Origin of the sequence: Microbacterium aquimaris (genome assembly GCF_039531285.1) — a bacterium.
GTDB lineage: Bacteria > Actinomycetota > Actinomycetes > Actinomycetales > Microbacteriaceae > Microbacterium > Microbacterium aquimaris.
Map to the genome: position 1 here is coordinate 1,041,934 of NZ_BAAAPT010000001.1, position 12,309 is coordinate 1,054,242.

The 12,309-nt window shown below is 68.4% G+C and carries 12 protein-coding genes; 9 read left to right on the forward strand and 3 right to left on the reverse strand.

Annotated elements, in window-relative coordinates; translation table 11 throughout:
* The first annotated feature begins 18 nt into the window (after positions 1–18).
* The 3 genes from ABD204_RS04890 to ABD204_RS04900 all read left to right on the forward strand — a co-directional run bounded on the left by ABD204_RS04890 (position 19) and on the right by ABD204_RS04900 (position 3,040).
* The gene (locus ABD204_RS04890; RefSeq protein WP_194423544.1) at positions 19–1,092 is read left to right on the forward strand and encodes a DUF998 domain-containing protein; all 1,074 of its coding nucleotides are present in this window, start codon (positions 19–21) and stop codon (positions 1,090–1,092) included.
* A gap of 73 nt (positions 1,093–1,165) precedes the next feature.
* Positions 1,166–1,912: a potassium channel family protein gene (locus ABD204_RS04895; protein ID WP_194423545.1), complete on the forward strand. Its 747-nt coding sequence runs from the start codon at positions 1,166–1,168 to the stop codon at positions 1,910–1,912.
* 9 nt (positions 1,913–1,921) lie between these two features.
* On the forward strand, positions 1,922–3,040 hold the full coding sequence (locus ABD204_RS04900; RefSeq protein WP_322597508.1) for an AI-2E family transporter: 1,119 nt from the start codon (positions 1,922–1,924) through the stop codon (positions 3,038–3,040).
* A 3-nt stretch (positions 3,041–3,043) separates the two neighbouring features.
* On the opposite strand, the gene ABD204_RS04905 is transcribed toward ABD204_RS04900, so the two are convergent.
* The 3 genes from ABD204_RS04905 to ABD204_RS04915 form a co-directional block, all read right to left on the reverse strand.
* On the reverse strand, positions 3,044–3,418 hold the full coding sequence (locus ABD204_RS04905) for an SHOCT domain-containing protein (protein WP_194423546.1): 375 nt from the start codon (positions 3,416–3,418) through the stop codon (positions 3,044–3,046).
* A 16-nt stretch (positions 3,419–3,434) separates the two neighbouring features.
* Positions 3,435–3,848: a DUF6325 family protein gene (locus ABD204_RS04910; RefSeq protein WP_194423547.1), complete on the reverse strand. Its 414-nt coding sequence runs from the start codon at positions 3,846–3,848 to the stop codon at positions 3,435–3,437.
* Between the two features lie 246 nt (positions 3,849–4,094).
* Positions 4,095–4,688 (reverse strand): hypothetical protein, encoded by a 594-nt coding sequence (locus tag ABD204_RS04915; RefSeq protein ID WP_194423548.1) that lies wholly within the window; start codon positions 4,686–4,688, stop codon positions 4,095–4,097.
* A 192-nt stretch (positions 4,689–4,880) separates the two neighbouring features.
* Here ABD204_RS04915 and ABD204_RS04920 point away from each other — a divergent pair, with 192 nt between their 5' ends.
* The 6 genes from ABD204_RS04920 (at position 4,881) to ABD204_RS04945 (ending at position 12,279) form a co-directional block, all read left to right on the forward strand.
* A complete protein-coding gene (locus tag ABD204_RS04920) occupies positions 4,881–6,077 on the forward strand; it encodes a glycosyltransferase (RefSeq protein WP_194423549.1) in 1,197 nt (398 codons plus the stop codon).
* 4 nt (positions 6,078–6,081) lie between these two features.
* Positions 6,082–7,287, forward strand: coding sequence for a glycosyltransferase (locus ABD204_RS04925; RefSeq protein WP_194423550.1), 1,206 nt, complete (start codon positions 6,082–6,084; stop codon positions 7,285–7,287).
* Between the two features lie 153 nt (positions 7,288–7,440).
* Complete coding sequence (locus tag ABD204_RS04930; protein WP_194423551.1) at positions 7,441–7,845, forward strand: response regulator; 405 nt, start codon at positions 7,441–7,443, stop codon at positions 7,843–7,845.
* 1 nt (position 7,846) lies between these two features.
* Entirely contained in the window at positions 7,847–8,200 is a 354-nt protein-coding gene (locus ABD204_RS04935; protein WP_194423552.1) for a response regulator, read from the forward strand.
* Complete coding sequence (locus ABD204_RS04940; RefSeq protein WP_194423553.1) at positions 8,200–9,945, forward strand: sensor histidine kinase; 1,746 nt, start codon at positions 8,200–8,202, stop codon at positions 9,943–9,945. The genes ABD204_RS04935 and ABD204_RS04940 overlap by 1 nt, the downstream gene beginning before the upstream one ends.
* Before the next feature lie 126 nt (positions 9,946–10,071).
* Positions 10,072–12,279, forward strand: a complete 2,208-nt coding sequence (locus tag ABD204_RS04945) for an ATP-dependent Clp protease ATP-binding subunit (protein WP_194423554.1) — start codon at positions 10,072–10,074, stop codon at positions 12,277–12,279.
* Positions 12,280–12,309 lie beyond the last annotated feature (30 nt).

The following is a 12,309-nucleotide window of genomic DNA, read 5'->3' on the forward strand; positions in this document are numbered from 1 at the left end:
ATCGATAGTGTTCTGCTCGTGAGCGAATCCGCACCGGCCCCGACGCGACGATCCGAGAGACTGCGCGCCGCGGCACGCGAGGAATTCGACGGGACGACCGAGAGGTCGATGGAGTCGCTGTCGCTGAGCGCCGGCGTCAGCGCGTTCATCGTCGTCGCGTTGGTCACCCTCCCGGTGTTCCGACTCGAGGCGGCTCCCATCGCCGGACCCGACTCGATCGGCCAGTTCGTCGCGATCGCGTCGGCCGCCGTCGCCCTCGTCGCCTTCGGTGCGGGCCGCGCCATCCTGCGCATCGCGCAGCGTCGCGCGCGACTGAAGCTGCTCGACTATCTCGACGTCGCCGCCCTCGCCCTCGCCCACGCGATCATCGCGCTGCTGACCTGGACGGTGCTCGCCACCATCCTGGAGCGCAGCTTCATCGGCGCCGAGGTGTACCCGGTCGCGCTGATCGCGCTCGCCGGCGCCACGGCCTTCGTCACCGCTTACGTCGTCTTCTACTCGGCGACCCACATGGACCTGTCGTTGCTGGCGATCATCCTCGCGGTGTTCCTCGTCGAGGGGGTCATCACGGCGATGCTCACCGCGAGCGACCCGCAGTGGTGGAAGCTCAACCTCAGCGCCCTCGGCATGACCGACGACCTGTCCGCGTTCGCGTTCAACCTCACCCTCATCGTCGCCGGTTTCATCGTGACCACCCTGGCCCGGTACGTCACCGTCGGCATCCCGACCCCGCATCCGCACGGGGCGCGCAACGCTCGGAACTCCCTCATCGTCGTCGGGGTCTTCCTGACCTGCGTCGGCATCTTCCCGGTGGACGACTTCTTCCTGCTGCACACCGGCGTCGCCTCGGGAATGGCGGTCGCGTTCGGTGTGCTCGTCATCGCCCTCAAATGGTGGATCCCCGGTATCGCCCGCGCCTTCCTGACCCTGGGGTGGGTCTTCATCGCCGTGATCGCGGTCCTGGCGATCATGTTCGCAACGGGGGTCTACACGCTCACCGCGGTCGAGCTGGTCGCCGGGGTGCTCGTCTTCGCCTGGATCATCCTCTTCATCCGCAACGCCGCCGCCCTCCAGGCCGACGCCCACGCGTGAGCCGCCGCGACAGAAAAGACGAGGGCGGCGAGGCTTCGCGGCAACGACGGAAGGCGCTCCTAGGCTCGTACGCATGACGTCGGAACGGTGGCAGCAGATCACGTACTGGCCACTCATCATCGCGTCGCTCGCGTTCATCATCGCCTACTCGTGGCAGGTCATCGCCGACCTCGGCGGCACGGGTTACACCTTGGCGCGGATCGTCATGTTCCTCACCTGGGTCGTGTTCGCCGTCGACTACGTCGTCCAGCTCTCGCTGGCCAGACCCAAGGGTCCGTGGTTCCGGTCCCACCTGTTCGATCTCGCGGTCGTCGTGATCCCCGCCCTGCGGCCCCTGCGCCTTCTCAAGGCCCTCACCGTCATCCATGTCCTGCAGCGCACCGCGGGGGCGGCACTCCGTGCCCGCATCGCGGTCTACGGCGCAGGTGCCGCGTTCATCCTCATCTGGGTCGCGGCACTCACCGTCCTCGAAGCCGAACGCGCCTCACCGGACTCGAACATCACCACCTTCGGCGACGCGCTGTGGTGGGCTTTCGTGACCATCACGACTGTCGGGTACGGCGACTACACGCCGGTGACCACCTGGGGGCGCATCATCGCCGTGCTCCTCATGACCGGTGGTATCGCCGTCGTGGGCGTCGTTTCCGCCACCTTCGCATCGTGGGTCCTCGAGAAGGCGGCCGCCGGCGCAGACGACACCGGTGAGGCGGCCACACGCGGTCAGATCCGGGCGCTCGCCGCGCAGATCGACGATCTCGCCGTGCGCCTCGGCCAGCCCGGCGGGGACCCTCCCTCTTCCGACCGCCCGTCGACCCCCTAGCCTGGCACCGTGAAACGCTTCGCTCCCGAACCTGCGCCCGCACCCGCCCCGACACCGGCGCTGCCCCCCGCGCTGCGCATCGTGCTCGGGCTCGCGGCGTCGGTCGTGGTGCTGGTCGGCCTCTCGCTCGGTCGGGATCTGGTCGGACCGCTCGTGCTGGGGGCGGTCATCGTCATCATCTGCCAGCCGGTCGGTCCCGTCCTCCGGCGCAAGGGCTGGCCGCGATGGGCGGCGACGACCGCCGTGATCGTGCTCGGGTACGTGATCCTCGCGGTGCTCGCCCTCATGCTCGCCTTCGCCGGTGTGCAATTCGGTCGACTTGTGCAGGACTTCGCGTCCGATCTGCAACAGTCCGCGCTCGCTCTCATCGACTGGCTGCGCGGCTTCGGAATCGACGACCAGATCGCCGCGACCACCGCATCGATCCTGTCCCCCTCGACGCTGCTGTCGGTCGCCTCGTCCGTCGGCGGGAGCGTACTCGCCGCGCTGACGGCGTTCTTCTTCGTGCTCGCATACGTGATCTTCATGGCCGCCGACGCGTCCCGCTACTCGCGCGCCGAGGCCACCTTCGGCCGCGGGATCCGCCCGACCGTCGACCGCATCGCCGCCTACAACAGCAGCGTGCGGCGCTACTACGTCGTCAACGCCGCATTCGGACTCATCGTCGCCGTCATCGACGGCCTCGCACTGTGGGCGCTGGGTATCCCCGCCCCGCTCGTGTGGGCGATCCTCGCCTTCGTGACGAACTTCGTCCCCAACATCGGGTTCGTCCTCGGGCTCGTGCCCCCCGCGATCCTCGCGCTGGTGGTCGGTGGATGGCCGATGATGCTCATCGTCGTGGCCATCTACTGCGTGGTGAATGTGACCCTGCAGGTTCTCATTCAGCCGAAGTTCGTCAGCGACGCGGTCAACCTCTCGCTGACCTTGAGCTTCTTCTCGGTGATCTTCTGGACCTTCATCATCGGCCCGCTCGGCGCGATCCTGTCGATTCCGCTCACTCTGCTCGTGCGGGCGCTCGTGCTCGACGGTGATCCGAACACCGGGTGGCTGCGCTGGCTGTCGGGGGACGTGGATGCGACGATCCCCGCCGGTGACGCACCGACGGGGATCGCGAAGAAGATGCGCTGAGGCTCAGCCGAGCAGCTTCGCCTTGGCGGCGGCGAACTCGTCGTCGGAGAGGATCCCGGCCTCCTTGAGGGAGGCGAGCTTCTGGAGCTCGGCGACGATGTCGACACCGCCCGCGGCCGGAGCCGCAGGCGCGGCGGGAGCCGCCGGGGCGGCGGCGGCCTGTGCCGCCTGCTGCTGGGCCACCGCATCCTGAGCGGCCTGCTGCATCGCGGCTTGCTGCTGGGCCGCCTGATACTGCTGCTGCTCGTACTCCGCCTGCTGTTTGCGCTGGCGGTTGTTCGACATGGAGCCGCTGACCGCGCTGGCGGTGCCGGCGACGACAGCGGTGCGGGCGGCGAGTCCGATGAGGCCGGGCCGACCTACTCTTCGGATGGGCATGATGATTCCTCTTCTCTCAGGCCTCGTCGGCCAGGTCCATGACGGCGTTGACGACCGGTGCCGGGATGCGCTCGGCGCTCAGCACGACCGCCCCGGAGGAGCTGACCCGCTCGGCCAGCTCGCGCGCGTAGACGAGCTCGAGAGCGACCAGCAGGGCCGATCCGCCCGGCGGCACCAGCTCGGCGAGCTCGGCGATGTCCTCTTCGCCGGCGATGCCGACTTCGTGCAGTTCCAGGGCGAACTCGTCGGCTTCGATCTCGGCGATGGTCACATCGTCGTCGTCCGACTTGGAGATCAGCACCAGATCGAGCAGGCGCACCAGGCCGTTCTCGAGAAGGTCGGACAGGGCGCCCATCGTGCCGGCGTCGGGGCGTTCGCCCTCGAAGCCGACGAGATAGAGCTCGACGGGGCCATAGCGGAACTCGGGCATGGTGTGCCTTTCTGACGACGAAGGGTCTTCGCCGAGGCTAGCGCGCCGTCCTGCCGGCGGGTAGCCCACACCTGAACGGTTTCCCCTCCCCGTTCCCGCTCCGCATCCCCGCCGCTCCGCAGTCGGCTTCTGCGGGTCTCGGGGTGGGGGGATGCGCGTGTCGTGACTGCGGAGCGTATCGGGTGGGACGTTTCGCGCGGCGCGGGCGCGGCGCAGGCGCGGCGCAGGCGGAGTGCGCGGGACGGGTCAGGCGGGGTCGATCCGGAGGACGTCCTCGGATTCACCCACCGTGAGGTCGTCGACCACGCGGATCGAACGCGCCAGGTCGTCCAGGGAGCCGATGACGGTACCGAAGCGTTCGCGGTCGGCGCAGACCGCGGTGACCGTCACGAAGTGCGATCCGGTGTCCCACGTGTAGGTCGCGAACGGAGGTGTCCGGGGGTCGGCCGGCAGCGGCATCACGAGCTTCTCGCCCATCCCCAGGTGTGGATTGCGGAACGACTCGGTGTCGTCGTACTCGATGGGCATCATGGCTCGCGCGGCACGTGCCTGCGAGGTCGCCTCCTGTATCTGCGCCATCGCCACCAGGAGGTCCGGGTCGCTCTTCCACACCCACACCAGCACGCGCCCGTTCGCCCGCTTCATCAACAGTGGCGTCGCCTGGCTCATCACCCAGGCGAGAAACCCGCTGCCCGGACGCTCCCCGGATCCGGCGGCGCGGTTGGCCTGCGTCAGCAGCATCCGGATCGCGGCCTTGCGGTGACGGCGGCCCTTGAAGCCCAACGACCCCGTCACGGGAACCCACAGGTGCTCGTCGGCATCAGCGTGCAGTCGCGGCATGCGCCCAGCGTAGAGGGCGCATCCTTCGATCTCCTGAGTGGGCGGTCGAGGACGGGTTCTGCGGTCCCCGGAATCGGCAGGGTGCTCGGGTACAGTTGACGCGCGCGCGACCGGTGCGATCCACCCCGCGCCGCCCCATTCCGCAGACAGCCGCTGCGCTTCGGCGCCGCACAGATAGGCAGCCCGCACCCCGTGACAGATCCCGCCACGCCCGATCCTCGCCGTCCCCTCACCGTCGTCATCGGCTGCGACACCTTCGCGCCCGACATCAACGGAGCCGCACGCTTCGCCGAGCGTCTCGCCGCCGGTCTGGTCGGCCGCGGGCACGATGTGCACATCGTCGCGCCGAACCAGCGGTACCGTCGCGTTCGTCCGCGCGTCGAGGTCGTCGAGGGGGCGGAGATGACGGTGCACCGCCTGCCGTCGGTGCGGTGGCTTCCGCACGACTGGCTGCGGTTCGTCTGGCCGTGGCGTGCGAAGCCGTACGCGCGGAAAGTGCTCGACGAGGTCAAGCCGGATGTCGTGCACATTCAGTCACACATCATCATCGGGCGGGGACTCGCGCACGAAGCGAACGAGCGCGGCATCCCGATCGTGGCGACCAACCACGTGATGCCCGAGAACATCCTCGACTTCTCGGTGCTGCCCAAGCGGACCACCGACGCCATCATCCGATGGGCGTGGGGCGATGCCGAGCGGACGCTGTCGATGACGCGCGCCGTGACGACACCGACCCGCAAGGCCGCGGACTTCCTCGAGTCGACCATCGACGTCTCCGGCGTGATCCCGGTCAGTTGCGGCATCGACGAGAGCAACTACACCCCCGACCTGGAACCGCGTCCGCAGAACCGTGTGCTGTTCGTCGGGCGTCTGACCACCGAGAAGCAGATCGACGTCGTCCTCCGCGCGATCGCGACCCTCGATCCGGCTCTCCAGGTCGGGTTCGACATCGTCGGGGGTGGGGACCAGCGGAAGAACCTCGAGAACCTCGCGCGCGATCTCGGGCTCGGCGATCGGGTCGTCTTCCACGGGCACGTCAGTGACGATGAGCTTCGACGCCTGTACTCCCGCGCGAGCGTGTTCGCGATCGCATCGATCGCCGAACTGCAGTCGATCGCCACCATGGAGGCGATGGCGTCGGCTCTGCCCGTCGTCGCCGCCGACGCGGTCGCCCTCCCCCACCTCGTGCACGACGGTGAGAACGGATACCTGTTCACGCCGGGCGATGTGGACGAGCTCGCTGCGCGCCTCACCGACGTACTCACCGCCGACCCCGACGAACGACGGCGTATGCAGCAGGCCTCGCTCGACGGCGTCGCGGTGCACGACATCAACCGCACGCTCGACACCTTCGAGGCCCTCTACCGCGGCGAACCGCTGCCGGATTGAGCCCGTGCACGTCGTGATGTTCGGGGACCAGCACGTCGAGTCCCTCGGCGGTGCGCAGGTCTCGATGCGCCTGCAGCGCGAGTTCCTCGAGCGTGCCGGGCACGTCGTCACGATCGTCGCCCCCGCGATGCACCGTGCGCGCGGCACCGCACTCACCCCGGACCCCGCCTACGTCGACGTGCCGTCGATGCCGATCACCTTCGACCGGGAGTATTCACTGTCGTGGCCGGCGGGACGCACCGACAGGTGGATCGACGACGCGCTCGCCGGGCGTCCCGGTGTCGACGTCGTCCACGTGCAGTCCGACTTCTGGGGGGCCTTCCTCGGTCACCGCTTCGCCGCGCGCCATGACCTTCCGATCGTCCACACCATGCACAACCGGGTCGACGTGGGCATCGCCGCCACCGCGCCGGCTCCGCGGACGGTGCTGCGCGCGTTGTCGGCGTGGCAACGCCGCGCCATCGGGTCGGACACCCGCGGATCCGACGGGTGGGCGTACCTGCGGCGTTTCGCCGAACGCTCGTCCGCGGTCACGGCCCCGTCCTCGCACTTCGCGCGCCGACTCGAGGAGAACGCCGTCGTTCCCGCTCACGACGGCACGGTCGACGTGATCTGGAACGGCATCCACGATGACCTGCTCGACGAGGTCCGCACCAGGACGCCGGCCGGTTCCGGGAGGCGTCCGCGACTGGTGTGGCTGGGGCGGATGAGTCCTGAGAAACGACTCATGCCGTTCCTTGAGGCGCTGGCCTTCGCCCGCCCCGACGCCGATGTGGAGATCATCGGAGGGGGAAGTCAGCTGCGTGCGGCGCAACGGTTCGTCACCGCGCACGGGCTGGATGCGCCCACCGGCACGAGCGTCGGATTCGCCGGTCGCCTGCCGTACGCCGAGACCTTGCGCCGTATCCACCGTGCCGACGCCGTCGTGCAGACCTCGATCGGATTCGAAACCCAGGGGATGACGGTGTTCGAGGCGGCGAGCCTCGGCACTCCCGCCGTGGTCAGCGACCCCGACATCGCGCCCGAACTCGGTGCGGGACGCTGGGATGTCGCGGATGCATCCGTCGAGGCATTGGGAGAGACCTTGCGGGTCGCCGTCTCGGACATCTCCGCCGCCTCCGCGCCGGTCCCGGACGAGGGCGTCGCCGCGGCCTTCCGGCAGTCTTCGCGCACATCGGCGATGCTCGAGGTCTACGCCCGCATCCTCTGACGCGGCGCCACGAGACCGGGGCGTGTCGCTGAGACCCGGTGGCGTGCAGCGTGGTCTGCGACGGGCGCCCGGGTCTCGCCGGGTGCGCAGTCGCGCCACGGGGATTGTGCGCGGGCGGTGTCATCGTGACGTGCGGCGTATATCGTGACTAGGGTGACCGACTCGCCGTTCCGAGTGATCGTCGTCGAAGACGACGAGGACGTCGCGCTGTATGTGCAGACGATCCTCCGTCGACGACTGGCGTGCGATGTCAAGGTGCTCGCGAGCGCGGACGGCTACGAAACCCTCGAGGACGAATTCGATCCCGAGGTCGTCGTCACCGATTTGGAACTGCCCGGCCGCGGCGGATTCGAGTTGCTGACCGACATCCGCGCGCGCCGGTCCGATCTGCCCGTCGCGGTCATGACCGCGCATGCCGGTGCCGAGTACGCTGAACGAGCACGACGGCAGGGGGCGGATGACTACCTCGCCAAACCGCTGTCATCGAAGGACCTCGTCGCCGCGGTCGAACGGCTCGCCCGTCGCCGACGGGGCGAGATTCCCGCGGAAGGATCCTGAGATGGCCACCCCCACCGATGTCCTGGTGGTCGACGACGTCGACGACCAACGCGAACTGCTTCGCACGCTCTTCAGTCGAGCCGGATGCGACGTGCGGACGGCGGTGGGCACAGCCGCGGCCGAACCGCTGCTTGCGGAACAGCCGCCGGACATCGCGGTGATCGATCTGCTGCTACGCGGTCGCGATGACGGGTGGAAGGCCATGGAGTTGGTCAGGTCGCTCGCCCCCGACTCGAAGATCGTGATCTGCTCCGTGCTCGATCCGTCTCAGTTTCCCGCGTCCGACGCGCACCTGCCCAAGCCCTTCACCGCGGCTCAGGTCCGCAGGGTCCTCGAGCAACTGCGGCCTTCGTGATGACAGCGACGTCGACCGAACGCACGATCGGGCGTGACCGCCGCGGCCGCGCCCATCCTGCTGTGCTGCTGCTGCCGACGCTCCTGCTCGTGGTGTTGGCATTGCCGGCACTCTTCCTCTTCGGCGCCGGCCAGATCACCGTCCCCGCGGCGATGTGGGCATCGGTCGTCGGCCTCGCCGTCCTCGAGATCGCGACGCTGCTCGTGCCGTGGCGCCGCCTGCATCGGGACTGGGTGGCGGTCATCCCGGTCCTCGCGATCATCGCGATCGGGCTGTTCCGGGTGGGTACCGGCGGGTCTTCATCGATGTTCTCGGTGATCATCTTGTTGCCGATCGTCTGGCTCGCGACGCTCCCGGGCCGGCGGATGGTGGTCTATGGCATCGCCGCTTTGGTGGTGTCGTTCCTCGGGCCGTACTTCGTGGGCCTGGAGGATTGGGGCAACGGGCAGATCGTCCGCGTCGTCTTCGTCGCCGTCGTGATCGCCGCCGTCGCCGTCGTGGTCAACGAGACCACGCATTCTGCGCGCGCGCGCCTGAAGGAGGTCGCGAGCCTGTCGCAGGAGCGCGCCCGTCTGCTGGAGGACGCCGAGCGCGGCCGGCGGGAGCTCGCCCAGACCGCGGAAGAGTTGAGCGAGGCGGAAGCGTTCGCCACCAGCATCTGGGAGGCGATGGACAACGAAGCCGTGATCGTCACCGATCGGCGCGGCGGCATCGTCGGCTGGGGTCCCGGTGCCGAACTGCTCCTGGGCTACGACATGATCGACATCATCGGTGTGGACGGTGCGCATCGCGGACAGGAGTCGGTCGGCGATCTCTTCGTGCCCCGCACCCTCGGCCTCTCCGGGCCCGATGACACCGTCGCTCCGACGGCCGAGATCCTGCCTCGCCTGGTCGAGGTGGGCCGTTCGGTGGGTCAGGGCGAGGGCGACCTGTTGGTGCGGTCGGTCGATGGCGTCGAGATCCCGGTCTACCTCACCTGCGCAGAACGGCGCGTGGGGGATGAGCCGGTGGGGTACACCTTCGTCGTCCGCGACGCCCGTCACCTGAAAGAGATCACGCGACTGAAGGACGAGTTCGTCGGAACCATCTCCCACGAGTTGCGCACACCGCTCAGCTCGATCCTCGGATACCTCGAGCTGGTGATGGAGGAGGAAGAGACGCTCTCCGACGACCAGAAGCGTTTCATCGGAGTGGCCGAGCGCAACGCGAACCGCCTGCTGCAGCTGGTCGGCGACCTGTTGTTCATCGCCCAGGTCGAGGCGGGCAAGATCCCGCTCCAGCGCGAGACGATCGACCTCTCCTCGATCGCGTCCGCGTCGGGGGAGTCGATCCTCCCGGTGGCGGAGCGTGCCGGAGTGACGGTGCAGGTAGAGCTGCCCGAAGAGCCCCTGCAACTGCACGCCGACGCCCGCCGCGTGGGGCAGTCCATCGACAACCTCGTCTCCAATGCCGTCAAATTCACCCCGGCGGGCGGATCGATCACCGTGGCCGTGGGTCAGGACGACGGGCACGCGGTCGTCACCGTGACCGATACGGGGATGGGCATCGAGCCCGACGACCTCGAACAGCTCAGCGAACGATTCTTCCGGTCGAAGATGGCCACCCGCCAGGCGATCAAGGGGATCGGCCTCGGCTTGTCGATCACGAAGGCGATCGTGACCGCGCACGAGGGCACGATGTCGGCCACGAGCACCGTCGGCGAGGGGACGCAGTTCCGCATCGCGATCCCCATCCGACAGGGCTGAGACGCCGTGATCGATCCGCTTCCGCCGGGAAACCGGTGGAGGCTGGTGCTGGCGTGCGCGTGCCGGCGGTGCTAAAGTTGAGTCCGTAAGGCTCAACTTTCGAATCACACGTCATCAGGAGACACCATGAACGCCACCCAGATGCCCGGGCAGGAGGAGCAACAGAGCGCCCTCGAGCAATTCGGGATCAATCTCACCGACCGTGCGCGGCAGGGGAAGCTCGACCCGGTCATCGGGCGCGACTCTGAAATCCGTCGGGTCAGCCAGGTGCTCACGCGACGCACCAAGAACAATCCCGTCCTCATCGGTGAACCCGGCGTCGGCAAGACCGCCGTCGTCGAAGGCCTCGCGCAGCGCATCATCGCCGGCGACGTCGCCGAATCGCTCAAGGACAAAGAACTCATCACCCTCGACATCTCGGCCTTGGTCGCCGGTGCGATGTACCGGGGACAGTTCGAGGAGCGTCTCAAGAGCGTGCTCAAGGAGATCACCGACTCCGACGGTCAGGTCATCACCTTCATCGACGAGCTTCACGTGCTCATGGGGGCCGGAGGTGGCGAAGGATCGGTCGCCGCGGCCAACATGCTCAAGCCCATGCTCGCGCGCGGCGAGCTGCGCCTCATCGGCGCGACCACGCTCAACGAGTACCGTGAGTTCATCGAGAAGGACGCCGCCCTCGAACGGCGCTTCCAGCAGGTCTACGTCGGCGAGCCGTCGGTCGAAGACACCGTCGCCATCCTGCGTGGACTCAAGGAACGCTACGAGGCCCACCACAAGGTCGCCATCGCCGACGGCGCACTGGTCGCCGCCGCATCCCTGTCGCACCGCTACATCCCCAGCCGCCAGCTGCCCGACAAGGCCATCGACCTGATCGACGAGGCGGCATCTCGACTGCGCATGGAGATCGACTCCGCGCCGCTGGAGATCGACGAGCTCCGTCGCCACGTCGACCGTCTCAAGCTCGAGGAACTCGCGCTGAAGAAGGAGAAGGACGACGCGGCCAAGGAACGCCTCGCCGCACTGCGCGACGACCTCGCGAAGGAGGAGGCCAGGCTCGGCGAGCTGCAGGCGCGGTGGGAACACGAGCGGGCATCGCTGAACCGGGTGGGTGACCTCAAGACCCGCCTCGACGCCGCCCGCATGGAGGCCGAGCGCGCCCAGCGCGAGGGCAACCTGGAGAAGGCCTCGCGCCTGCTCTACGCCGAGATCCCCGCGCTCGAACGCGGCCTGCTCGAAGCCGAACGCGAAGAACCCACCGGCGAGCGCATGGTCGGCGACCAGGTGACCGAGGCCGACATCGCCGGCGTCATCGCATCCTGGACCGGCATCCCCGTCGGCCGCCTGATGCAGGGCGAGACGGAGAAGCTGCTGCACCTCGAGAACGAGCTCGGCAAGCGACTCATCGGGCAGAAGGACGCGGTCAAGGCCGTCTCCGACGCCGTACGGCGCTCGCGTGCAGGCATCAGCGACCCCGACCGTCCGACCGGGTCGTTCCTGTTCCTCGGCCCCACCGGGGTCGGCAAGACCGAGCTGGCCAAAGCGCTCGCCGAGTTCCTCTTCGACGACGAGCACGCCATGGTGCGCATCGACATGTCCGAGTACGGCGAGAAGCACTCCGTCTCGCGGTTGGTCGGCGCCCCTCCCGGGTACGTGGGCTACGAGCAAGGCGGTCAACTCACCGAAGCCGTCCGGAGGCGTCCCTACTCGGTCGTCCTGCTCGATGAGGTCGAGAAGGCGCATCCCGAGGTCTTCGATGTATTGCTGCAGGTCATGGACGACGGGCGTCTCACCGACGGTCAGGGGCGCACGGTCGACTTCAAGAACGTCATCCTGATCCTCACCTCGAACCTCGGCTCGCCCGTTCTGATCGACCCCACCCTGTCGCTCGAACAGAAGCGCGAGCAGGTGCAGGGGCTGGTGCGGCAGGCGTTCAAGCCCGAGTTCATCAACCGCCTCGACGACATCGTCATCTTCCAGGCGCTCACCGAAGACGACCTCGCGCAGATCGTCGAGCTCGCCGTCGACGCCCTGCAGCGGCGCCTCAAGGACCGCCGTCTCGCGCTGGCGGTCACGCCCGATGCGCGGGCATGGTTGGCTGAGCGCGGCTACGACCCGATCTTCGGTGCGAGGCCGTTGCGCCGGCTCATCCAGTCGGAGGTGCAGGATCGACTCGCGATGGCACTGCTGTCGGGCCACGTGCGGGACGGCGACGTCGTACGGGTCGACATGGCCGCCGACGGTTCGTCCCTCGTGCTCACCAGCGACGGCCCGTCCCCTGTCCCCGACGCGGGCGACACCGACGACGTGATCGAGGCCGAGATCGTCGACGACTGACGTCGCGCAGTGTCGACAACACCGGAGATT